This is a genomic window from Aestuariibacter sp. GS-14, assembly GCF_006494365.1.
Classification (GTDB): Bacteria; Pseudomonadota; Gammaproteobacteria; order Enterobacterales; family Alteromonadaceae; genus Alteromonas; species Alteromonas mangrovi.
In genome coordinates this window covers 60,079-84,271 of the sequence record NZ_VHIP01000007.1, presented here as the reverse complement: position 1 = coordinate 84,271, position 24,193 = coordinate 60,079, and the positions used below count along the sequence as shown (strand labels likewise).

The window sequence follows — 24,193 nt, the reverse complement described above, 5'->3', positions numbered from 1 at the left end:
AAATAAAAATTCGTTTTTGTAAACAAACTAACTATGTAATTTTTTAACAATTCAGTTCAGGATATCATTTCACAAATAAATTATTACTTGATATCAATAGCATATTTATGTCCGGAATCGTATTAGGAGACGACAGACCGGCAGGAAGTAAGGTTACTTTTTTAAGCTTACTCAAACTCAGCACGTCAGGCTGCCAGCAAAGCTGGCAGCGCAAGGCTATGTGAATTACTCGCTCAACACGTCAAATGCGAAGCGAATATAGGCTTTATATGGTTTTTCAGGTGTGATCCAGAAATCCGGCCGATCAGGCCAGTTCGGTGCATCAGGGAAATTCTGAGCTTCCAGGCAAACGCCCGCATGCTTAACAAATGGAGCATCACCCACTGCGTTTCGTGTACCCTGTACAAAGTTACCCGTGTAAAGCTGCACACCCGGCATATCAGTGGATACGGTCATTCTTCTACCACTATTAACCTCACTCAATATGGCAAAGGGCCCCCCCTCTCCTTCAAGCACGAAATTGTGATCATAACCACTGCCATATTGCATTTGAATGTGATTACTTACCAACCCCTTAACCAAAGTTTTAGCTGGTTCAAAATCAAAAGGCGTACCTGAAACAGGCAAGTATTCCTTGGTGGTGATCAAGGTAGAATCTACCGGCGTAATTGCATTAGAGTGCATTCTCAACTGGTGCGCCAGAACATCACCGGTGCCCGCAAGATTGAAATATGCATGGTTAGTCAGACTTACCGGTGTAGTCTTATCAGAGCGGGCAATAAATGAAATGGTCAGCGTATTGTTGTGGCCCAGCAGGTAACACACCTGAAATTGCTTATTGCCAGGAAATCCGCCTTCCAGATCGCCGTGCTTAACGGTTAAGACAAGTTCACAACCTTGTGGGGTGATACTATGGCTGGCGCTCCAGAGCTTGTTATGCAGACCAGTACTGCCGCTATGCAGGCAGTTTTCACCGTCGTTCTTTTCCAGCTCATACTTGTTGCCATCCAGACTAAACCGGGCATTAGCAATCCGATTAGCTACCGGGCCGATCGTGCGTCCCAAATAGGCGCTGTCTGCGAGATAGTCTTCAGCGCAATCCATGCCAAGCACAATGTTTGCGAATTTACCGTGTTTATCTTCTGTGCTCACGCTCACCAGAGTAGCGCCTAATGTGCTCACTTTTACCTGCATACCCTGCTCATTGGTGAGCGTAAGTAACTCAACATTGCCGCACTCTGCACTACCAAATGATGCTGATTCAATGCCTGCTTTAAATTGTGTCATGCTGATCTCTTTTATCTGTATTAGCACAAAAGGTTATACGTTTTACCTCATAAATCAACAAGTGTGATAGACTCTGTTAACAATTTGTATAGGCTTGCCTATTGAGTGACAAAAAGCATTACCGCCCGGCAGGGAAATGTTTTACTCTAACGACGAAAATGTGTAACAGGATTTCATAGCTACATGGCAACAATAAAAGATATAGCCAGCGCGGCAGGCGTGTCACTGGCCACGGTTTCCCGTGTTATAAACAATGGACCTAAAGTAGGCGATGCAACGCGCGAGCGCGTGAAAAAAATTATGGATGAGATGGGCTATCGCCCCAATGCCAATGCGCGCGCGCTCGTTACCCAGCGAAATCCAGCGATAGGCGTAGTAATTGCCGAGTTACACGATCCCTTTTTCGCCAGCCTGGCACACGGTATCGAAACAATGTGCCGAACTAACAGCATCCAGATTCTGATGAGTGCAGGGTCTACCAGTCCGGAAACGGAAATGCGCGCTATTGAGACGTTAATGGAGCATCGCTGTGAAGCTATGGTGGTACACAGTAAATTTCTCGACGATGATACGCTGGTGCAGTTCGCCAAGCAGGTACCGGGCTTTATTCTGATCAACCGATACATAGAAGCTATTGGCAATCGCTGCGTATGGCTGGATAACCAGGCCGGCGGTAAATTAATGGCAGAACATATTCTGCATCACGGGCATGAAAACATTGCCGTAATTAGTAGCCGCTATCAAATTCTCGACCCGGTTCAGCGTTTGGATGGGATAAAACTGGCCCTTAGCGAAGCGGGTAAGCACCTGCCGGAGTCTCATATTGAGTTTGCTACACCGGATCAGGAAGGCGGTGAAATCGCTGTACAAAACCTGTTAGCCAGAGGCGTAAAGTTTACCGCGATTCTGGCATACAATGATGCGATGGCAGCCGGCGCGCTGTCTATGTTATTGGATCACAACATTTCTGTGCCGGATAAAGTGTCGGTAGTCGGATACGATGACGTATTACTTGCCAAATACTGTCGCCCCAAGCTCACCACATTGCGTTATCCAATCGAAATGATGGCAAAGCATGCGGCCAGTCTTGCTTTGGATTGCGCAAAAGGGCATTTTCCAGAACCGGGCACAACGTTTAAATATACGCCTACTATTGTGAAACGGGATTCTGTGGCACGGGTTAACTAGCGCGATTGATTGTATGTCTACTCGCCCAGTTAGCACCCCATATAAACCGGGTGTTCAGCAATACCGCGCTGCGTCACATCCAGTTCGAAAAGTGCGCCTGACAAAGGGTATCTTGCCAGTACAGACTCACTCAGGCCAATTCGGGCAGTGGTAACAAATAATCGGTCATAATGGGTTCCGGCAAAGGTAACATTGGTTACATTGGGCGCAGGTAACATAATGTGCCGGATAAATCTGCCAGACGCAGAATAACATCGCACGCCAAACCCCTGCCAACAAGCCACCCACAGGTTGCCGCTTGAGTCCACGGTCAGCCCGTCAGGATAGCCATCAACCATGCTGAATTGAATAAAGGGGTGTTTGTCGATTAAGTCGCCCGCACGCCCAACCCTGGCCCGATAAATAACGCGTTCAGAAGAACTCACTGTGTACAGGTACGCTCCGCAAACGCTGAACGCCGGCCCGTTAGACACAATGTATCCGCTATCAACAGAGACCGCACCTTGAGCGGTGAGCCTGTACAACTGACCGGAAGGTTGTTGTTCATGGTTATCCATGGTGCCGAAGTACAAATGTCCCTGGCGATCAGTTTTGGCATCGTTAAGGCGATTTGAAAGTGGTTCATCGGGCAGTGCGCACACTTTATCTTCTGGCTGGAAATGCCGATTAAGCCAGTACACACCGCTCTGAAACCCACCCAGCCATTGGCCGCTTGCGGTTTCCTTAACCCAGCCAATCGGCTCTGGCATGGGAACACGTTGATGACTGCGCGTCCGCATACACATTTGAAACAGCGCAGGCGCTTTAATGTCTACCCAAAACAGGCGATCCAGGGAGGCGCTGTAATGGAGTCCTTCTCCGAGGGTGCAGGCAACAGGATATAAAGCACGAAGTGCAGCCACAGCCATAAGTTTACAATTTGATAATGAATAAAACGAAGGCTTAGTGTGCCAGAATGAGCACCACACCTGCAAATGCCGCCACGGCAAGAATGAGTTTGCGGGTAAATTCCTCATTGATTCTACGGTTAACAAAATATGACAACAACCATCCGATCAGAATGGCCGGTATGCAGCGCAGGAATAGCTCTAAATCCTTGTGTCCAGCCGCCCCTGTGAACCACAGCACGGCTATGCCGAACATATTGATGTATACAAAGAACACGCTGAGATTGGCTTTTATTTTATTCTTGTCTTCAGACTGATACAGCAACCCCATAGGTGCACCGCCCGCGGAGGTAGTGGTACCCATAAATCCAGACACCATGGCGGCAATAAGGTTGCTGATAATACTGATTCTGGGCTTTACCCCTACCAGCGATAACACTACGGCTGCAAGAATACAAAAGCCTAATAGCATCTGGTACTGATGTGCGTCGATGTAAAGCAACACACTACCCGCAACGAGTACCCCTGCGGTGCCTCCCAAAATAGAGAAGCCAGTTTGCTTTAAATCGATGTCGTACTGATGTTTTACAGCCAATAGCGTGGTGAGCAGTAACGCATTAAGGATCATAGGCCCTGGTACTAACTCAGGCATGAGCAGATAAATCAGTGGCGCACCCAACAAGCCCAGACCAAAGCCGATAACGCTTTGCAGGCAGGCACCCACAATCAAGACCAGATACACCAGCATAAAATCGGTCAAACAAATATTCCTATCGTAAACACAATTTGGGTGTGTTACTTAAAACAATTTACATATTATATTACTTTTAAGGTGTGGACATTGCCAGAATTTACACAAATTTGCAACAACTGGTGTTTACGGAAGATTTTAGTGTTGTTATGAAATGCGAATTGGTATTACAACACCAGGTGCAATTCATTGCCTGACACATAGCACCATCGGACTGATACCAGTCAGAGAAAGTAAGGTGAAACGATTAGGTAACCCCGTGAAAAGCGGGGTTGGGGAATGACTAAACTAATGGAAAAACAGTAATGCTGGCAGTTATACCCAGCCAGCGTCGATGATGAGAGTTTGCGCGGTCATCATTTTGCTGTCGTCAGACGCCATAAACAAGGCGGCTTTAGCAATATCAATCGGCAGCAGCGTTTCGTGAATACACTGGGCTTGCTGGACTTCTTGCACGATGTCCGGGCTTGCCCACCGCGTCATCTGACGCTCTGTCATTACCCAGCCAGGCACCAGCGTATTTACCCGGATTTTATCTGCACCTAACTTAGCTGCCAGGGTGCGGGTTAGTCCATCGATGGCCGCTTTTGCCGTGGTATACACAGGCATACAGGTTTGCTTCTGACGCCAGCTTACAGAGCCCACATTTATAATACTGCCACCACCAGCACGTCGCATTTGTGCTATCACGGCTTTGGCGGCAAAAAAGCTCGGGCGCAAATTCACATCCATGCGATCCTGCCAGTAGGTTTCATCCACTTCTTCCAGTTCGTGACGGGTATCATCGGCTGCGTTATTCACCAGCACACTCACATCACCATTTACTTCACCGGCTTTTGCGATCGCCTGTTCCAAACTGGGGATATCGCGAATATCGCACTCAATGAAAAGGACATCCGCACTATAACGCTGGTTCAAACGTTCAACCAGGGCCTGACTTTTTTCGCAATTTACATCTACAAAGCAAACTTTGGCACCCTGTGCGCAAAATTGCTCCACCATGACTTCTCCAATGCCGGTGCCGCCACCAGTAATGAAAACGCTTTTGCCACGTAAGCTAGGATACTGTGCGTTTGTATCAGAAGATTGGATCATAACCAGAATTTACCAGCGCTAAACGACCGTGACACCATAACAGAAATGCCTTTAAAAATCTTTATTCTGCCTTAGCAGATTCACTGATTTTTAACTCGATATACGCCATGGCCTCGTCAATTAAATATGCCATCATGTTCTTGGCGCGCTCGGCCTCACCGCTCTTAATTGCCAGATATATTTTGCGATGTTCATCGGCAATAGTCTGTAAGCTGTCCTTGGCATTGGTGGTGTACTGAAAACTCACATTCAGTGCGGTGCGAATAAAATCGCGCAGCTGATAGAAAAAGCGATTGCCACTGGCCAATAATATCGCGGTATGGAACGCCAAATCAGGTTCGTGAATTGAGCCGTGAGATTGTGCTGCGCTGTCCATGTCTGCCAGTGCTTTTTCGATTTGCGCGATGGCTTCTGGCGAACCGCGACGGGCAGCCAGTGCGGCAGCCTGAGGTTCAATAGCAAGGCGCATTTGTAAAAACTCTTTGAGTACCAACAGCGACGGACTGCTTTCAAGCATCCACCCCAGTACACTGGTATCGTATAAATTCCAGTTTTCCGGCGGCTCTACGCGTATACCCTGACGGGGTCTGGATGAAATCAGGCCTTTGGCCGCCAGCATTTTTACGGCTTCACGAACCGCTGTGCGGCTGATACCGTATTCATCACATAACTGTGCTTCAGTAGGCAATCCGCTACCTTCGCCGTATTTGCCTGCAATGATTGACTTACCCAGCTCATTTGTAACTCGCTGAGATAGGTTTAAATTCTCAATTCGCGCCATGGGAGTTTATTCTTTTCTGCTTAGTGGCTCACACCGACATACTATCATACTTTTCCACCGGCGCTGAGCTAGGGCCTGCTTAACTTTGCTATACACTTTTGCAGCAGTCTGTTTGTCATTTAGACAAGGCGACTGTTTGCAGGTCTAGTGGGCTAAATCAAAAACAGTCAACACAGGATAAATGACAAACAGGCGCTGCCCGAAGGGGTCGTCATGAAAGCATTTTACTCTTTGTCACAGCCCTTTGACGTAGAACAACTATGCCTGCAGGGCTGTTTCGCGATTAAAATGCTTTCATATAGACCAAAAGTTGTACAGCAAAGATAAACAGGCCCTAAACTATTGTTAAAATTCTGAGCCCATCATAATGACGTAAAGCCCAGTAGTGCAAGCACTTCGGGCGTTAATTTGTCACGATTCTTACAACATTACACAGCAACACATTAACGCAGTATTAACAAAAACACTTTTCATCCATCGAATTGTAATATAATATTTTTATCCAATAATTTTCTGCCGTACATTTCAAGGTTCATTCATGGTTGAATTAAGTACCCTCGACTGGCTCGTGCTAGCCGGATTTTTTGTCCTTCTGCTAGGTGTTGTTGGCATGTCGATGCGTCAAAAGGAAGAAGACACTGCTGACTATTTTCTCGCTGGCCGTAATGCCAGCTGGTTAGTCATTGGCGCCTCAATATTTGCTTCCAACATCGGTTCTGAGCACCTGGTAGGGTTGTCTGGTTCCGGTGCGCAATCGGGTATGGCGCTGGCTCACTGGGAACTGCAATCCTGGATCATCCTGTTGCTGGGCTGGTTTTTTGTACCGTTTTACTGGAGCAGTAAAGTGTACACCATGCCTGAGTTTCTGGAGCGCCGTTACAATTCATCGGCACGTACGTTCCTGTCGGTGATATCCCTAATCAGTTATGTACTCACCAAAGTGGCGGTAACTGTGTATGCAGGTGGAATTGCCTTTAAAACCATTTTAGGTATCGACAGTATCTGGGGTATCGACTTTTTCTGGATCTCGGCGTTGGGTCTGGTCATTATTACCGGTATCTATACCGTCCTTGGCGGCATGAAAGCCATTATGTGGACGTCGGTACTGCAAACCCCAGTACTGATCATTGGTTCGGTAGTCATTCTGGTGGTGGGATTGGATCAAGTGGGTGGCTGGTCTGAAGTTGAACGCATCAACGAAGCTAATCTGCACCTTATTCGTTCGGCCAGTGATGCCGAATTCCCCTGGCCAGGCATTATCTTTGGCTCATTTATTATTGGTTTTTGGTACTGGTGTACCGACCAGTATATCGTTCAGCGCGTGCTATCAGCTAAAGGCATAAAAGAAGCGCGTCGTGGTGCCATGTTTGCCGGTTATCTCAAGCTGCTTCCGGTATTTATTTTCCTGTTCCCTGGCATGATTGCCGTTGCCTTAAAAACTAAAGGCATAATCAGCTACGACAGCGCCGATCAGGCCTTTCCAACGCTGGTAGCCCAGTTATTACCTTCAGGCGTGAAAGGTATCGTAATTGGTGGTTTGGTAGCAGCATTGATGAGTTCGCTGGCATCGCTATTCAACTCGTCAGCTACCCTGTTCACTATCGATTTCTATAAGAAATTCAAACCAGAATCCACCGAGAAGCACCTGCTAAAAGTAGGCCGGATTGCCACCATTGTTATTGTGGTACTGGGTATTCTGTGGATCCCCGTGATGAGCCTGATTGCCGATGTGTTGTATGAATATCTGCAAAGCGTGCAATCGCTGATTGCGCCTGGTATTGCCGCCGTCTTCCTGCTCGGTTTGATTAGTCGCCGAATTACACCGGCCGCTGGTTATATTGGTTTGGTATCGGGTTTCGTACTTGGCATGATCCGTCTGGTGCTACTGCCTTTCAGAGACAGCATTGAAGGCACTGCCTTTGCCTGGATCATCAACATGAACTGGCTGTACTACTGTATTCTGCTGTTTGTGATTGTTACGGTTGTGATGATTGCAGTAAGTATGTTTACCGAGCGCGCAAGCGACGAAAAACTCAAAGGCCTGACGTTCAGAACACTGGGTAAAGGCACTATGCGCGAAGTGATCGACGGCCTCGATAAATGGGATTATATCCACACCATTGGGATTCTGGGCATTACTGCGTTCATCTATATTCGCTTCTGGTAAACCCAATATGAGTTGACCCTGGATGGCGGGCGATTACGGAGTATGTAATCGCCCGCTTTTTCGTATTTGAAACCGAATTAAATAAAGCAACACACCGGCGACAACATACAGTAAGCTGGGTGTATCACGCGAAACATACAAAAAATATATGCCGATGAAACCTTATTCCATCCTGTTGCTCCTGTCATTTTTTGCGCTCACTGCGCAAGCTAAAACCTACAAGGTGTATTACCTGGGTGGGCAATCCAATATGGCGGGTTACGGCAATAATGCCGAGCTTTCCGAGCCCTATACCTCTGCACAACCTGCAATACGAATCTTCAATGGCAACCCAGCTGGCGACTTCAGCAATGGTGGTGGGAGAGGCATTTGGGATGCGCTACAACCCGGATATGGCAGAAAGTTTAAATCTGACGGTGAAGCCAATCATCACTCTGATTTTTTTGGTCCGGAACTGGGTTTTGGGCACCGTATAGCTGAACTTAGCCCCAACGACAATGTCGCCATTATCAAGTACGCTCTGGGTGGTTCAGCACTGGGCTATGGCGTAGGTAACAACTGGTTTCCCGACTACCGCAGGGGTAATGGAATAAATCAGTATGATCACGCACTGAATACATTCCAGCAGGCCTTTGCAGTTCGAGATATCGATGGCGATGGTGAGGCCGACACCCTCATTCCAGCGGGGATTATTTGGATGCAAGGTGAGTCGGATGCCTACGACAGCGAAGTGGTGGCCAATCAGTATTTGCACAACCTGAAAAACATCATGGCGCTATTACGCGCAGCGTTGAGAGCACCTGACTTACCGGTAGTCATAGGCAAAATTACCGACTCTCACAATGACCCGGAAGACGGCTTACGTATGAACTGGGGCCACATTGTGCAACAAGCACAAATGGTGTTTGAGCAGGAAGATGTGTGCGCTGATTTGGTTACGGTAACCGAGTCCTTCCAACATTTGGACGACGGCTGGCACTACCATTCAAAAGACTATATTACGCTGGGTAGTGCCTTTGCAGACAGTGTTCACAACCTGAATAAGGCATGTAACAAGTAGGCGTTAGTTGCGCTCTACCATTTTAATCGGCATACCGTTTTCATTTCTCGGCACACGCTTTTCGGGGCGTGCAGGCTTATCTTCCCATTCTGGTTTTACAATCAGGAAATAGTAAACGGCATAACCTAGCCAGGAACAAAGAAAAGACAAAAGAAACCAAATTAATTTTTTAGCGCCTGACGCTTTGCGGGAACACAATGCACAAAGCCAGGGTAAGACACTAAAGAGAAAGCCTAGAAGTACGACTAACAAAAACGCGATTATTTCCATATTAACCCCACAGCCCTGGTTTCACTTTATGCCAGTCTTTCTTACGGTAAATAATTATCGCTATCGCTAAACCCCACAGGGCAAATAGCGGTTGAGCCGGACCGGGACTAATAATGGCGAAGAAAGCGAAAGTTATTACAACAAACAGTGCCAATGCAAACCTGGCTCTTTTGGAATATTCCACCCGAACCAACATGCCTTGTTTCACGGCTATGAGTTCGAGCATTAACGCTACAACGACAATACCTAATATGACGAGCTGAACTGAGCTGATTGCATCCATTTTCATTTCCCTATGAAGCGTGCAATTGAATGAAATTTAATCTTAGTGGTTGTGCTATTGCATTGCAAGACTGGAGGTCCCGGTCTTCGCTTCGCGAAACCGGGATGACAGCAGAAAATTATAAACCGCGATGACAGGTGAAAATATTAAACTGCGATGACAGGAGACAATATTAAACCGCGATGGTACGCCAAAATATCAATCAGGATGGCACTGGAGAATACCGCTCAGAATGGAATAATCCAATCTGCTAAACATCCACGCTCCTTAATTTTTACCTTATTGTCGCTAGTCAGTTAACTCGGGGTGCAATACTGGAAATCCCTCGGCATCCCAATAAATAACCCGCGCTCTGGCGTGTCGATTTGGGTCGGTCAAAGGGTTACCGCGCAGTGTTTCATAGTCGCGACTGTGGTAAATCATCACATCCGTTTTACCATCTTCGGCTTTTACAAAACTGTTGTGGCCCGGACCAAAACGCCCGGCTTCCGCATTAGTAGTGAAAATGGGCTCCTCGCGCTTGTGCCAGCTAGCAGAGTCCAGTAAATCCGCGTTTTCATCTGCCCATAACAATCCCATCGCATAACGATGATCGGTAGCACTGGCTGAATAGGTAATCAGCACACGACCATGCCTGACGATAACGGCCGCGCCTTCATTTACTTTATAGCCAAGTACTTCCCAATTAAGTTTAGGTTCGCTGAGTAAGGTTACCGTCTCGAATTTAATTGATGTGGGCGAGTCCATCTCGGCTATCCACAAAGCGGAATTATAGGTTCGTTTGGCATCCTGCTGGGCCCACACCAAATAGCGCTTTCCACGATGTTCAAATGAGGTAGCATCTAACGAAAAGGAATCGATAGGCGTAGCAATGCGCCCCGCTTCCTCCCACTTTCCATCCATGGGGTTTTCTGCTGTATTTTTCAGTGCGTACATGCGAATGCTCCACGGGTGATCAATATCACCAGCGGCAAAATATATATACCAATCGCCATCGACTTCATGTAACTCCGGAGCCCATATATTTACGCTCATCGGGCCTTTGGCGTTTTTCTTCCAAATCACTTTTGGCTCAGCAATTTTCAAATCGTTTAACCGGCAGGCGGCACGCAGCTCAATTTCATCAAACTTCGGCGACGTGCCAATGAATGTATAACACCCGGTATCATCGTGCCTGACTATCCAAGGGTCGGCTCGCTGTACCACTATCGGGTTATCAATTGGTTCAAGTGGGGCTGCATTCGATACCATGCTCACCCCAGCCAGGGTAAGGCTTACCAGTTGCAGTGCGTATTTGATAGTTTGTTGTAACATAGCTCACACCTGTTTTGCGGTTGCCAAATTGCTAATCAATTATTAATATTGTATTACATATTTAACATGATCGCTGCTACACTTAGCAAACGCTTTTTGAATTGAGGTAAAAATGATTCAATATCGAACTTTCCCGCTGGCAACGCGATTAATCAAAGCTGGCTCAGGGGTGTTAGCAAGCGCCCTGCTCATCGCTGGCTGCGGCGCGCACGCCAAGCAGGTTGAAGTGCACGATCCGGTTATGACCAAAGCCGGAGATACTTACTATGTATTCAGCACCGGGCCTGGTATTACCTACTACGAATCGAAAGACATGGTGAATTGGCAGCTTACGGGGCGGGTATTTCCCGACGAGCCAAGCTGGGCCCGCCGCGTAGCACCAGGCTTTAATGGCCATCTATGGGCACCGGATATTTATCAAAAAGACGGTAAATTCTACCTGTATTACTCCGCCTCTGCGTTCGGCAAAAACACCTCTGGCATTGGCGTAACGGTTAACACCACGCTGGACCCAACATCGCCGGATTACGAATGGATTGATTACGGCGTTGTGATTGACTCTGTGCCCAATCGCGACCACTGGAACGCCATTGACCCAGCCATTGTTGAAGATGACGAGGGCAATGCCTGGATGAGCTTCGGGTCATTCTGGGAAGGGTTAAAACTGGTAAAACTGGATGACGATATGGTGCGTCTGGCTGAACCGCAAGAGTGGCACACCATTGCCAAACGTCCCGGAGCCAGTGTCGCTAATGATGCTGATCCGGGAGAAGGTGCCATTGAAGCGCCCTATATTTTTAAGCAAAACGGCTATTACTATTTGTTTGTCTCTTTCGACAAGTGTTGCCGCGGCATGGACAGCACCTATAACGTACGCGTTGGCCGCAGTAAAACTGTGACAGGACCTTATCTGGACAGGGACGGCGTGTCGTTGCTTGAAGGCGGCGGCACGTTGGTGATTGAAGGCAATAAAGATTGGGTAGCGCTGGGCCACAATGCGGCCTACACCTTCGACGGAAAAGACTATCTGGTACTTCACGCCTATGAAACCGCCGATAATGCACTGCAAAAATTACGTATTCTGCCCATTACCTGGGACGATAACTGGCCTGTTGTAGACGCAGCTGACCTAAACCATCGGAAAACTCAACTGTTAAAATGATGGGTTAATTTACCTGAGGATCTCTCCCGTGTTGTTCGCAAGGATAGCGAACAGACCCACTACACGGGAGGTTTTAAGCGCATGTCGAACAATTATTTTCGGCTCTTTTTCTGCTATTACCTGATTTATTGATCCAATGACTGGTGCCAGCCCACCAGGCAGCGTTAAGCTGATATGCCTACTAACCGTTCAACCTCAGGGAAGACATGATCGTGCTATCGATACCTGCTCATTGGCATGTCCATATTGTGTTTGTCATTATTGCCGTCGCCGCGCTGCTCATGGCAACAAACCGCGTACGGTACGACATGATTGCCATTATGGTTATGCTGGCGCTTATGCTAACCGGTGTCACTACGGTTGGAAGCGCGCTTTCCGGCTTTGGCAATACGGTGGTTGTGCTCATTGCGGGCCTGTTGGTGGTGGGGGAAATGCTCGACCGTACGGGCGTCGCCAGATTTGTTGGCGATTGGATAGCTGATCACAGCCAGGGGTCGAAAACCAAATTACTGATCATGCTTATGCTGGCCTGCGCCATGTTGAGCGCTGTAATGAGCTCTACGGCAGTCGTTGCTATTTTTATTCCTATCGTTATGCGAATTGCCCGTCACACGGCAAACAATCCGGGCAAACTGTTACTGCCAATGTCGTATGCAGCGCTGGTAAGTGGCATGCTTACACTCATTGCCACTCCGCCCAACCTGGTGATCAGCGGCGCACTTAGCAGTCAGGGATTCCAACCTCTGGGCTTCTTCTCCTTCAGCATAATGGGGGCAGTGGTATTAGCCGGGCTAATGGTTTACATGGTATCAGTTGGTAAACACTGGCTGCCTGACTCGGGTAAAGATGAAACACTGTCGGTACAACGCACGATTCAGGCGTTGTGGGATGAATACCGGGTAAACCGGGAATTGGTATACCTGCAAATTGGCCCGGATTCTCCTTTGCACGGCAAAACCATTGCACAAAGTGAACTTTACAATCGCCATGGATTACGCATTCTGGACCTTTCTCAACGAGTAAGGGGCTGGCGTGAACTAAAAGCCGGCGTTTCACCCGATATTGTGCTGCACAGCGATGATGTATTACATGTCGCTATTCCGGCTGATCAGCTGGACACAGTTAAGCAAACCTATCAACTATTCGGTTTTCATCCTTCGCAACTGGAAGCTCAGTATCGCAGTTGGGAGTTTGGTGCAGTGAGTGTGTTGATTCACCCGGAATCCAGGCTCATCGGCAAAACCATCCGGGAAACCCGGTTTCGCGACAGGTACGGGCTGGATGTGTTCGGTGTAAGACGCAACAGGGGTTCCGTTGAACAATTTCAGGATCTCATTTTACAGCCGTCCGACAGTTTGTTAGTCACAGGGCCGTGGGCCAAAATCACGCACCTGCAACAGCAAAATCATGATTTTGTGGTTTTGGAAAAGCCCGCAGAGGCATCGGAAGTGGTACCGGCATTTCAGAAAATGCCGGTAGCTTTGGGGATTACCACACTAATGGTGTTGAGTTCAGTGTTCAACTGGATGCCATTGGTGGCATCCGTATTAATTGCTGCGCTGGCGGCTGTGGTAACCCGCTGTTTAAGTGCCGCCGATGCTTACCGGGCAATTCACTGGCAAAGCCTGGTACTGCTGGCCGGTATGCTGCCACTAGCCGATGCGCTTCAGCAAACCGGTGGCACAACCCTCATAGTAGAGAGTTTACTGCACGTTGCCGAAGGCGCCTCACCACAAACGTTATTAGTTATGGTGTTCTTTATTACTGCGCTACTTACCAATATTTTATCGAATACCGCGTCGGCGGTGCTGATGGCCCCAATAGCAATTAGTCTGGCGCAGCAGTTAGGGGTATCGCCCTACCCCTTGGCATTAACGGTTTTATTTGCGGCATCAGCAGCCTTTATGACACCCATCGCTTCGCCCATAGTGACGCTGATTGTTGAACCAGGAAAATACCGCTTTAGCGATTTTATAAAGTTGGGCACACCGATGTTGCTGTGGGTTTTTTCCTGTTGTTACTTGTTGATTCCGCTCTTTTTTCCGTGGTAGAGAGAAACCGACTTACAATGACTTGTTGCCGTGAACTGCTCAGTGATGTTCAGACAGTAACTCTGACTTCTTCTTGATCTTGCAATCCAAAATACGTTGGGTATTTTTCCTGCCCAAATAAAACGCCACCGTGTACGGATGCGCTCGTTTGAAGAATCGTTTTATTGCTTTCATCATAACATCCTCCTTTGTGTCTATTGTGATAAAAAGCGGCAATACAAACGTCACTAAAACCAAAAATGTATACCAAAATTATTTTAGTGACTGTTTTTATTACAGTAGAAAACCAAAAAAAGATCAAGAATGGTATGTAAACCCGTTATCGAAGCGTGTAAATCAATCATCTTATTTACACCTATAAAAAAATCCGCGCACTTTTCAGTTACGCGGATTTTTTATATTTTGCAGGTGCCAACCTGCATGTTGGATTGGCGGGAAATATTATTCCAGATACACCAGTCGAAGGTTATCCAGTACCACTACGCCGCCACTTTCCGTGCGAAGCTGTATAAAGGAGTTTGCTGTGGCAACCAGGCCCTCTACTTCCAGCGTACCAACGGTCAGTTCGCCGATAAGCTTGGTATAGAACTTCGAGCTACCGCCATGCATAGACTTACTGCTGCTACTGCTATTGTTGTCTACGTAGATTTGGAAGTTATTGTCACCATCCGGATCACTTACGCTAATAACATCAACAAGCACTTTGTAAGGGCGGCTTAAGTCAAATACCCCCCGTCCGGCAGTGTCACCTGCAGCCGTTTCAGTACCTGGCTGCGTGTCTCCGATTGAGAAACGGGCGCTGTCCAGAGTGATTTGGCCGTCGGTTATAGTGATACCGCTACCACCACCAGTAACATTGTACAGTGCAGCCGAGCTGTCATCAGGCAGAGACTTGTAGTCGGCACTGAAGAAGGCTGAGGCATCTGCCGCATTGAAGTCTTCGGTGTATGGCAAGGTAACATCGGTAGTTTCACCTGTGCCAGTACCGCTATCTCCATCACCACTGCCGTCTGTGATTGCAGGAATATCCAAACCAGACTGGTCAAGCTTACCCACACCCGCATGGTTAATTACCTTGCTCTTCACAATGCTGGTGTCATCCAGATTGTAATCGTAAGGCACTTCATAGCTGCTGGTAGGCGTTTGATCAGGACCAGCCGATACGTCGGTGCCAGATGGCGTCGTCCAGGTTACACCGGTACCAAACAAGTTACCTGACGTATTCCAATAACCGATCACGTCTGAGTAGAACGATACAATCGGGTTCTGCGTGTTTTCAAACACGTTGTTCTCGACTTGCAGCTCTGCACCAATTCGCGAGTTAATGGCGGTTGAATTGATGTTGTTGTAGTAGTTGTTGTACAGGTGTCCATGACCGTAACGGAACAGCGGTAAACGCGACTCAATGTTTTCGAAACGGTTGTGATGGAACGTGATCAAACGCTCGGTGTTATCACTGCCTGTATCAGACTCGGTATGACCATGCAGCGATGCTTTCCAGTGATCGTGCAGGTAGTTGTACGAAATCGTGATGTTTTTGGCACCTGATTTCGAGTCAATCAAACCGTCATAGTAGTCTTTATCTACGTTCAGCGTGCTGTATAGCTCATTGTGATCGATCCAGATATTGCTGGTAGTTGAACCATCGTTATCGCCTTCGATAGAGATAGCATCTTTACCACCGGTTAATACGTGATGAATCTTCAGGTTTTGTACAATGATGTTGTTTGCACGGCGAATCGAGATACCGATACCGTCGAACTCACCGCGGTCAGCCACACCGATAATCGACACGTTATCCATGTCTTTAATCTCGATAGAGCGGCCGCTGCCATCATTGTTGGCGTCGGTGATCACACCATCAACATAAATGGTGATAGGTGAATTGGCGTCTTTGGCCTGTTCAAGGGCTGCGGTTAACTTAGCACCAGTATCCACGGTAACGACCATACCACCAGCACCACCGGTAATATCGAAGTTATAACCCGCAAAACCTTTATCAATTTCCGCTTCAACAATCACAGGAGCATCAATTGGCTGAGGATCCCAACCTGCGCCGTCGTTGTAGCCGGCAAACACTGCAGTTCGGCTGCTGTAATTAGCGGCTTCACTTTCAGTGAGAATATATCCGCCCACACGTGCATTCAGATCCAACGGGTTACCCTGCGCATCTGTGCTGCCGTATTCGCGCCAGCCTCCCGTAGCCGTTGCCGGATCAGGTGTTGGCTGTGGTTGACTGTTAATACCGTCGTATGCCCAACCTACAGTAGCAATGTGCTCACCAAAGGTATTATTGATCAGCGTAATATTGTCGAAGTAGCTGCTATTACCACCACTGCGTGCAATATAAGTTGAACCCGCTTCTACTGTTGTACCCAATGGACCAGGACCATGTGTGAAGTCGCTGTTCAGGAATACGAAGCCCGGATCGGTTGCGTTTTGTACACGGGCCTGCAGCACATAGCCACCTGGCGATGTTGCATCAGCACCGTACTTGGAATCACCAATAGTGCGGATTTCACTGTCTTCAAACAAGGCCGCCGTTACATAACCCCAAATGAAGTCGACGTTACCCGCCACCAGCGTGTTATAGAACCAGCTGTAGCCTTTCAGCAGTAGAGTATCCTGCTCACTCATGAAGTTCATGTTGTTGGCGACTAAACGGTGACTACTGTTGAAGTAAATGGTCTCCGCCTGGTTTGAATCCACGTTGTTACGGGTATGACTGTTCTTCAGTGTGAAGTTGTTCAGTACCAGCATGTCAGCACTTTCTACCAGGAACACACTGCGACCACCATTTGGTGTGCCTGTGCCCAGCGGTTCGCTGCCACCTGTGCCGCCGTTGAACGACTCATAGTTGTCGTAGTAAATAACGGTATCATCGCGGTCTTCACCCTGAATGGTCAGGTTGTTTTTATTGCGAACATACAGCAGTTCGTTATACATACCCGACTTCACTGTAATGGTAGCTGCGGTGTCTTTTGCCACATTTTCCATTACATAGTTCAGTGCGCCCTGTACGGTACGGAAGTCTGCCTGACCGTCGTCATCCACGGTTACATCGCTGCCTGACGGGCCAATTTCCTGCGTTGAGAATGACCAGCCAGCGTTTTTACCCATTCCGGTAAAGTCCACGCCGTTCAGTTGTGTATTGGTAACCACACCGTCACCTATTGCAACGTAATAAGTTTGGTCGTAAGCAAGCGCATTGTTATGCGGTACAATGGTCAGGGTGTTGCCATCTACGTTAAACGCACGGTAGTTCACTCTGCGCAAACGATCCTGCCCGGTGTAACCCAGCGTGTTAATCTCTCCACCCAGGGAAATCACATCCACCACTGTATCGTCTGCAGCGTTGTAAATACGTACCTCGCCCACTTCACCCAAAGTAGGTGCGCTGTCGAAGGTCAGCATCAGCTTGCCATCGATGTACGCGCCAGTCGCTGACGTCGCTGGTGATACCTTGCCGGTTAAATCGCCGTACTCGCTGGAAGGCATGACGAAACCTTCGGTTACCATTACGTCGATACTGCGGGTCAGTGTGGCGTCAGAGCCAGACGTAAAGGTAATGGTAGCACTACCTGCACCTACCGGAGTAAGCGTTACGTTAGGGCCATCAACCGTTACGGCTACTACGCTGTCTTTAGACGATGTAACAGTGTAAGTATCGTCAGTAATGCCGTCGTTCTTCACCGCAGTGACATACACGTACAGAGGATCACTGGTGGTAGTGGTATCCCAAGTAGTGTCTTTGTAGTCCAGCGTTAGCTGTACGGGTTTAACGCTCGGGTCACCTACTTTAAAGTCGTCCATTTCAAACGAACGGTTGTTGGTGAACATACCAATCAGCCCTTTCGCGGTGAACGTACTATCGGTTACTGAGCCCATTTCTTCGCCGTCGAGGTACGCTGTGAGCGTTTCGCCTACCAGGTCGAAGCGTACGCGATACCACACGCCATCGGTTCCGTCCTGCTCACCCATTAACAGCGGTGTTTTTGCCTGAACCGGACGGCTAATTGAACCCTCTGTGCTGATTGCAATTTCAATCCGTGTGTTACTGGATGAATTTTGCAGGTTCATACCGCCGCCGTACCAGTTACCTTCACTGTCGTAACGGGCAGTAAAGTAGAGCTGTTTATTGGCAGTAGTGCTGTTCTGACGAGGACGAATTCGCGCTTCAACAAAATAATCTGCGGTATCCGGAATTTGCGCCATGGCGGCTTCGGTTAACTGCAGAATTTCGCCACCGGCACTGCCTGCGGTGTAACGCAGCATTTTGTTGCCTTCATCGTTGTAGATGTCGAAACTGCCTATCGCGCCTTCTGTGTTATCTGGCTGCGCCAGTACTTCCCAGTTGTCGGTTGTACCGCTGGCAAAGTCATCACAGAAATACAATTCAGGCTGATCGTCACACGAGAACACGCTGGTGTCGTCCAGATATTCGATACGCAAGTTATTAATCACAACGGTACCGCCGCTTTCTGTACGAAGTTGCAGGAAGGAGTTTTCAGACGCGATGGGCCCTTCCACTTCCAGCGTAGTGCCAGGAGTAAGCGTGTTAATCAGTTCGCTGTAGAATTTTGACGCTCCACCGAGTATAGATTTGCTACTGCTACTGGTGTTGTTATCAACATAAATCTGGAAGTTGTTATCGCCATCGGGATCACTTACCGACACAATGTCCATTACAACTTTGTACGGGCGACTTAAATCCAGTACACCAGAGTGAGTAACGTCATCCGCCGAGGTTTCCACATCAGGTGTGGAGTTACCGATGGTAAAGCGACCAGAATCGATTTGTAGACCTTCGCTAACCACTACCACCGTGCCCCCGGTCCGGGTGTACATTGGCAGCGTTTCACCGGCACTGTTTACCAGGCTGGCAAAGGCGTCTGAGAAAATGTCTTCAGTTACACCCACGAAGTTGTAAACCAGCGGCAAGTCAACCTGAGGAATAACAGGTTGTTCCGGTGTATCCGGTTCTTCAGGCTCTTCTGGTTCCTCCGGTTCATCAGGCACATCCACCGCATCCGCCACCGTTTCAATGGTCAGGTTATCGATCGTGATGCTACCAGAACTATCGGTACGGAACTGGAAGAACGAGTTGGTTACATCTGGGTTTAAAATACGCGCATCCGGATCATCTGCTGGCAATCCGGTCACATCTGTGCCCGGTACATAGGTGTAAGTATATCGCTGGCCTACCGGGAAGTTTTCTTCAGTAATGCTTAAACCAATAAACTTACTGGCCGCGCCCTGAATTGACTTGCTTTGGCTGGTCGTGTTGTTGTCTACATACACGTTAAGGCTACCGGCGCCATTGTGGGCAACCACGTCAAAGCTGATGGTAAAGCCCTGGCTGATATTAAAAATACCCGTTCCTACCGTATCGGTATCGGCAGTTTCTGCGCCTGGATTTGCAGCCGCGTTACCTATAGTAAAACGTGCACCAGCCAGGGTTAACTGGCCTAAATCCGGATCGATAATCGGGCTACCGCCCGTTTTGTAGTACATAGGGCCAGCGTTTTCATCGTCGCTTAAACGCTTGTAACCCGAAGAGAAGAACGTAGTGATATCGGTATCAAAGCTTTCCGCCAGCGCTGGTTCAATAGCTGACGCGGCCTCTTCCAGTGCAATCAGTTCCAGATCGGCTTGCTCTTCGGTTAATACCAGTAAATTGTTTTTCGGATCTTCGTCGGCATCACAGCTACGTACCAAACTGGTAACGGCCTGGGTTGGGTTGTCGAACCAACACATGCTGTAAACCTGATTCACGGTATTAAACGAACGCGACACCAGGTAATGGGTGCTGGTTTCTGTGGTCAACACCAACGCCCGACGACCAAAGGCATAGCCATAAGTACCGGTAACGGAGGTTTCCCCTTCCACCATGGTAAAGGTACCCGTCATTCCGGTAGCGTCATCCGGGGTAAAATCGATGCTGTTTTTAACCGCTGTTTTGCCGCGAATGAAGGTGTTGTAAAGCGTGCCGGTAATCAATTCTACGTTAATGGCATTGGTAAGCAGCGTGCCGTATTCTGATTCCAGATAATTCACAAAGTGTTCTACGGCATCGTCGTAGCTAACCAAACTGGCACTACCGCCTGCCGTAGCAAGCCATGGCTCTACGTCGGCAGCAAAGTCCGCTGGGTCCTGAGCAAAAAAGCTTTCAATGGTTTCGCCATCAGCCAGGGCCATTTGTGCAGCCGCTGCGGCGTTGGCAGAAATACTAATACCGTTGCTGGCATCTGCATCTGCGTCAAGCGCCTGCAGTAAGCGCAGCGTATTCACTACTGACGGATTAAATGGGTTATCGGTTTGGAACAGCGCCAACGGCGTTAAAATGCTTGATGCCGGTGCGCTAGGGAACTCAAAATCACCAATATAGAAGGTAATTTGGTCGCCGCGAAAATAAGAGAACTCCCCGTTGGCATTCGTTGTTCCGTCGGGGAAAGATTCTGAGCGGTAGCCTAAGCCGCCAACCGGTGCATCAACAAACTGGCCGGTAAGCGCAGGTGCGGGCTCTTCTTTTACGTTTATGGTTTGTTCAAATCCGCAGCCGGTCACCAGCACGGCGCCGCTCATCATGGCGGCTATGCGATTGAGCTTTTTCATGTTCACCCTCCCAAGGATGATGGAGCGGGAAGTCGGCTAACGGGCAACCGCTGTTACCCGTTATGAAATGCCACGTTCCCGATTCGATTAATTGTTCTGAGGCTATGCCTCAATCCCTGCATTAATAGAACTTGATCGTGGCACCCAACTGATAGGTCTGGCCGTACACTTCTTTCTGGTACAGGATGTTGCCACCGCTGTATTCATTACCCTCGAAGTAGCGCAGGTCTTCAGCCGAAGTCAGATTCAGCGCATCGAAATACAACTGTATGTTTTCGCTAAGGTCGTATTTCAGTTTCATATCTACGCTGGTGTAACCCGCCTGATACTGGTCTCCCCAGATCTTACAGGTTTTCACATTGCTCACATCAGCAGTCGTCGGACAAGAACCGATTTGCTCAAGGATCTCAGACCGGTAGTTAGTAATTAACCGCGCCGAGAACACTTCGTTTTCCCAGCCAACCGTGAAGTTGAAAGTCTGGTCAGCCTGATCTGGCAGAGGCAATGAGCCCTGACGAACCGTGCCATCCAAACGCGCATCACTGTCGAGGAAGGTAGCGTTAGACTGAATAAAGAAGCCGTTTTCAAAATACTGGTTGTAACTCAGTTCCACACCGTACACTTTGGCTTTGTCACCGTTTAGTGTGATGTTGATTTCATCCAAAACCAGATCCTGGGGAATAACGAATTGCGTTACCTGATTTACCGGCAAACTCACTGGCAGGTCAGCCAATGACATGGAAATACCGTTTACATCAACAATGAAGTTTTTAATATCTTTGTAAAACAGGCCAATTTCCATAAACAGGTTTTCACTGGCGTACCAGCTTAATGACGCGTCGTAGTTAATTGACGTCATCGCCGTGAGGTTAGGGTTACCTACGTCCAACGCGTTGTCTGAGGCCAGAATGTAATCCTGCAACTGGCGAATGCTTGCTCCACCCTGTGAGTCATCACAGTTGTCACTGGCAGGCGGACACAATTCAATGTCGCTGTCGAACGTTGCATAGGCGCGAGCCTGACTAAATGAAGGACGGGTAAAGCTGCTCCATACCGCGCCGCGTACCAAAATATTTTCGGTAGGCTCGTAACGCAAATGAGCACTTGGGAAGAACTCACTGTACTTAATGGATGCTTCCGGTAATGGAATAGCGATGTCCAGGCTGCCGTTTCCAGCACCATTAAACTCAAAGTCATCGTTTTCCAGTGACATAAAGCCGGTAGAAGCAAATTCAGTTTCCACCCAACGCACACCTGTGATCAGCGTTGCATCTGCACCCAACGGAATTTCTGTCATGGCATACAAGGCTTTGGTGTCTTCGTTAATGGTGTAATCGCCTTTCGTGCTCTCAATTGACTCTTCGCCATTCGTCGCGCTTTCTACCGTTTGGCGAGTAACCGCAACCATAGCATCCACCGTGGCCGCACTTTCAAACGGATACTGGAATGTACTGTTAGCAGGAATGGCGCTGACATAATCTGCCAGACTGGAATTCACAACATCAATACACGCCTGGTCGCCGTTACAATCGGCAGCAGAAGGGTCGAAGCTCCAACGGTTTTTATCGCGATCGTAGTAGCGCTGTGTAAACAAGCCACCTACTTTGATGTAGTTGATATAGTCGCTGTACACGTCTTTGCGCAGGTTTACCTGGAAGCTTTCCAGATCATCAGTGCGCAAACCGCCTTCAAGGAACAGGTTATCAAATTCGAAGTTACTCAAATCACTGGCATCACCACGACCAGAACTGCCAAACATGTCGTCGGTATAGTCCAACCCGGCGAATGCGGCGGCCTCTTCAGGTGTCATCACCTGGGCTTTAATGTTGTTACGCGAGCCCTGACCATACACAATTAAGTCGCGTTCACGGAACTGCACCCGACGGTCGCCACGGGAGTCTTCTTCTGACTTGGAACGGGCGTATTCATAATCCAGGATCCAGGTTTTATCGAAGGTATTTCTTCCCCCAATACTGAACGTAGTGGTTTCGTTGGTACTTTCCTGAATAAATTGCTGATGGAACACGTCGATGTCAGACAGGATAAATTCTTTGGTCTGGTCGTTTACGTACAGTATTTCGTTACTGCCAAACGAACCGGCATCCTGGAAGTCGTAAAACTCACGCAGGGCAAAGTCACCGTCTTCATATTTAGTGTAGGTGCCTTTGATATAGTAATAAGCATCATCCGATGGCTTATATTCAACGTTCAGTGCACCTGCAGTGCGGGTGCGATCGGCAATCTCACGACGAATTTCCAGTTGCGATGGGGCCAGTATTTCTGGTCCCAAATTACCGGCAGCGATGTCGTCAGCTGATAGCGGGAAATCGGCGCGATAGAAATTCATTTCGTTTGTGCTGTGATGACGGGTTTCGTCTATCAGCGTTTCGCGGTCTTCATACGACAATGCGTAACCGATACCGATTTTGTCGCCCATCAGTAATTCGGTGCCGTTCAGACTGAAGCGGGGAGAATGCGACTCGCGAAGCTCGTTGTAAGCGTCCTGGATTTTCAGGTTCAGCGTTTCTTTACCGCGATCAAAAGCCGAAATAGCTCTTACGTTTACCGTACCACCAATGGAGTTCAGGTTTTGATCCGGTGTGAGTGATTTTAGTACTTCGATAGTACCCAATAAATCCGCCGGTAAGGCATCCAGACTCACTGCCCGGTCTTCACCTGCACCGGCCATTTCAGCGCCGTTCATACTAACTGTAACGAAGCTGGGACCAAGACCCCGAACGGCTACAAATTTACCTTCGCCTTCGCTACGCTGAAGCGTAACACCTGGCAGACGGCGTAACGACTCGGCTACGTTCTGGTCAACAAAGTTACCCAGTTCGTCGGTAGAAATAACAGAACTGAATCCGTCTTTCATTCGTTCAAGGTCACGGGCTTTTAAATCTGCCGTCTTAACGCCTTTAACCTGGATGATTTCCAGATCTTGTTGTTCTGCATTTTGTTCGGCTTGCTGAGCATCTGCTTCTGGTTGAGCAGACTGCTGTGCTGTGGCGTTGGCTTTTTCTTGTTGCGCTTGCTGTTCGGCCGGGGTCGAAGCTTGCTGTGCGTAAACGGGCAAACTGAATGCCAGGCAGGCCATTACCGCGTTTAACTTAAATGTTCTCATAATCCTTTCTCCAGACACGAGCCCGCAGGCTGGTGTTGATGAGTGGCGATATAATTTTTTCTGATGGCAGGTACAACAGGCATAACACACCAAACCAGTGCCACCGGTGGCAATATATCGCCATTAAATCACGAGATCAACATTTTATTAACAGAAAT

The 24,193-nt window shown here is 48.4% G+C and carries 16 protein-coding genes; 5 read left to right on the top strand and 11 right to left on the bottom strand.

Features of this window, described 5'->3' with window-relative positions:
- Window positions 1–225 precede the first annotated feature (225 nt).
- Entirely contained in the window at window positions 226–1,287 is a 1,062-nt protein-coding gene (locus tag FJ444_RS12845; protein ID WP_140958716.1) for an aldose epimerase family protein, read from the bottom strand.
- A 183-nt stretch (window positions 1,288–1,470) separates the two neighbouring features.
- Here FJ444_RS12845 and FJ444_RS12840 point away from each other — a divergent pair, with 183 nt between their 5' ends.
- A complete protein-coding gene (locus FJ444_RS12840) occupies window positions 1,471–2,475 on the top strand; it encodes a LacI family DNA-binding transcriptional regulator (RefSeq protein WP_140958715.1) in 1,005 nt (334 codons plus the stop codon).
- 29 nt (window positions 2,476–2,504) lie between these two features.
- Here the strand turns inward: FJ444_RS12840 and FJ444_RS12835 are convergent, their stop codons facing one another.
- The 4 genes from FJ444_RS12835 to FJ444_RS12820 form a co-directional block, all read right to left on the bottom strand.
- Window positions 2,505–3,377 carry an SMP-30/gluconolactonase/LRE family protein gene (locus FJ444_RS12835; RefSeq protein ID WP_181405153.1) on the bottom strand — a complete coding sequence of 291 codons (873 nt, stop codon included), beginning with the start codon at window positions 3,375–3,377 and terminating at the stop codon, window positions 2,505–2,507.
- Between the two features lie 40 nt (window positions 3,378–3,417).
- Window positions 3,418–4,122: a sulfite exporter TauE/SafE family protein gene (locus FJ444_RS12830; protein ID WP_140958713.1), complete on the bottom strand. Its 705-nt coding sequence runs from the start codon at window positions 4,120–4,122 to the stop codon at window positions 3,418–3,420.
- 306 nt (window positions 4,123–4,428) lie between these two features.
- Window positions 4,429–5,208: an SDR family NAD(P)-dependent oxidoreductase gene (locus FJ444_RS12825; protein ID WP_140958712.1), complete on the bottom strand. Its 780-nt coding sequence runs from the start codon at window positions 5,206–5,208 to the stop codon at window positions 4,429–4,431.
- 61 nt (window positions 5,209–5,269) lie between these two features.
- The gene (locus FJ444_RS12820; protein ID WP_140958711.1) at window positions 5,270–5,989 is read right to left on the bottom strand and encodes a FadR/GntR family transcriptional regulator; all 720 of its coding nucleotides are present in this window, start codon (window positions 5,987–5,989) and stop codon (window positions 5,270–5,272) included.
- Between the two features lie 538 nt (window positions 5,990–6,527).
- Between FJ444_RS12820 and FJ444_RS12815 the strand changes: the two genes are divergently transcribed.
- Both FJ444_RS12815 and FJ444_RS12810 read left to right on the top strand, forming a co-directional pair.
- Window positions 6,528–8,156, top strand: coding sequence for a sodium:solute symporter (locus FJ444_RS12815; protein WP_140958710.1), 1,629 nt, complete (start codon window positions 6,528–6,530; stop codon window positions 8,154–8,156).
- Between the two features lie 154 nt (window positions 8,157–8,310).
- Window positions 8,311–9,216, top strand: a complete 906-nt coding sequence (locus FJ444_RS12810; RefSeq protein ID WP_140958709.1) for a sialate O-acetylesterase — start codon at window positions 8,311–8,313, stop codon at window positions 9,214–9,216.
- A 3-nt stretch (window positions 9,217–9,219) separates the two neighbouring features.
- On the opposite strand, the gene FJ444_RS12805 is transcribed toward FJ444_RS12810, so the two are convergent.
- The 3 genes from FJ444_RS12805 to FJ444_RS12795 form a co-directional block, all read right to left on the bottom strand.
- A complete protein-coding gene (locus FJ444_RS12805) occupies window positions 9,220–9,486 on the bottom strand; it encodes a hypothetical protein (RefSeq protein ID WP_140958708.1) in 267 nt (88 codons plus the stop codon).
- 1 nt (window position 9,487) lies between these two features.
- Window positions 9,488–9,769, bottom strand: a complete 282-nt coding sequence (locus tag FJ444_RS12800) for a hypothetical protein (RefSeq protein WP_140958707.1) — start codon at window positions 9,767–9,769, stop codon at window positions 9,488–9,490.
- Window positions 9,770–10,057: 288 nt separating this feature from the next.
- The gene (locus FJ444_RS12795; RefSeq protein ID WP_140958706.1) at window positions 10,058–11,083 is read right to left on the bottom strand and encodes a family 43 glycosylhydrolase; all 1,026 of its coding nucleotides are present in this window, start codon (window positions 11,081–11,083) and stop codon (window positions 10,058–10,060) included.
- Between the two features lie 112 nt (window positions 11,084–11,195).
- On the opposite strand from FJ444_RS12795, the gene FJ444_RS12790 reads away from it, so the two are divergent.
- Both FJ444_RS12790 and FJ444_RS12785 read left to right on the top strand, forming a co-directional pair.
- On the top strand, window positions 11,196–12,245 hold the full coding sequence (locus FJ444_RS12790; RefSeq protein ID WP_140958705.1) for an arabinan endo-1,5-alpha-L-arabinosidase: 1,050 nt from the start codon (window positions 11,196–11,198) through the stop codon (window positions 12,243–12,245).
- A gap of 206 nt (window positions 12,246–12,451) precedes the next feature.
- On the top strand, window positions 12,452–14,296 hold the full coding sequence (locus FJ444_RS12785) for an SLC13 family permease (RefSeq protein WP_140958704.1): 1,845 nt from the start codon (window positions 12,452–12,454) through the stop codon (window positions 14,294–14,296).
- A gap of 39 nt (window positions 14,297–14,335) precedes the next feature.
- Here the strand turns inward: FJ444_RS12785 and FJ444_RS21395 are convergent, their stop codons facing one another.
- From FJ444_RS21395 to FJ444_RS12775, 3 genes are all read right to left on the bottom strand, one after another.
- A complete protein-coding gene (locus tag FJ444_RS21395) occupies window positions 14,336–14,473 on the bottom strand; it encodes a hypothetical protein (protein ID WP_181405152.1) in 138 nt (45 codons plus the stop codon).
- Between the two features lie 264 nt (window positions 14,474–14,737).
- A complete protein-coding gene (locus tag FJ444_RS21800) occupies window positions 14,738–17,416 on the bottom strand; it encodes a pectinesterase family protein (RefSeq protein ID WP_370298053.1) in 2,679 nt (892 codons plus the stop codon).
- 3,616 nt (window positions 17,417–21,032) lie between these two features.
- A complete protein-coding gene (locus FJ444_RS12775) occupies window positions 21,033–24,035 on the bottom strand; it encodes a TonB-dependent receptor (protein ID WP_140958702.1) in 3,003 nt (1,000 codons plus the stop codon).
- Window positions 24,036–24,193 lie beyond the last annotated feature (158 nt).

Coding starts and splice junctions, on each gene's coding strand:
- FJ444_RS12790 (WP_140958705.1), top strand. CDS start 11,196: ATGATTCAATATCGAACTTTCCCGCTGGCAACGCGATTAATCAAAGCT.
- FJ444_RS12820 (WP_140958711.1), bottom strand. CDS start 5,989: ATGGCGCGAATTGAGAATTTAAACCTATCTCAGCGAGTTACAAATGAG.
- FJ444_RS12840 (WP_140958715.1), top strand. CDS start 1,471: ATGGCAACAATAAAAGATATAGCCAGCGCGGCAGGCGTGTCACTGGCC.
- FJ444_RS21800 (WP_370298053.1), bottom strand. CDS start 17,416: ATGGGTAAAAACGCTGGCTGGTCATTCTCAACGCAGGAAATTGGCCCG.
- FJ444_RS12845 (WP_140958716.1), bottom strand. CDS start 1,287: ATGACACAATTTAAAGCAGGCATTGAATCAGCATCATTTGGTAGTGCA.
- FJ444_RS12800 (WP_140958707.1), bottom strand. CDS start 9,769: ATGGATGCAATCAGCTCAGTTCAGCTCGTCATATTAGGTATTGTCGTT.
- FJ444_RS12825 (WP_140958712.1), bottom strand. CDS start 5,208: ATGATCCAATCTTCTGATACAAACGCACAGTATCCTAGCTTACGTGGC.
- FJ444_RS12805 (WP_140958708.1), bottom strand. CDS start 9,486: ATGGAAATAATCGCGTTTTTGTTAGTCGTACTTCTAGGCTTTCTCTTT.
- FJ444_RS21395 (WP_181405152.1), bottom strand. CDS start 14,473: ATGATGAAAGCAATAAAACGATTCTTCAAACGAGCGCATCCGTACACG.
- FJ444_RS12775 (WP_140958702.1), bottom strand. CDS start 24,035: ATGAGAACATTTAAGTTAAACGCGGTAATGGCCTGCCTGGCATTCAGT.
- FJ444_RS12810 (WP_140958709.1), top strand. CDS start 8,311: ATGAAACCTTATTCCATCCTGTTGCTCCTGTCATTTTTTGCGCTCACT.
- FJ444_RS12815 (WP_140958710.1), top strand. CDS start 6,528: ATGGTTGAATTAAGTACCCTCGACTGGCTCGTGCTAGCCGGATTTTTT.
- FJ444_RS12795 (WP_140958706.1), bottom strand. CDS start 11,083: ATGTTACAACAAACTATCAAATACGCACTGCAACTGGTAAGCCTTACC.
- FJ444_RS12785 (WP_140958704.1), top strand. CDS start 12,452: ATGATCGTGCTATCGATACCTGCTCATTGGCATGTCCATATTGTGTTT.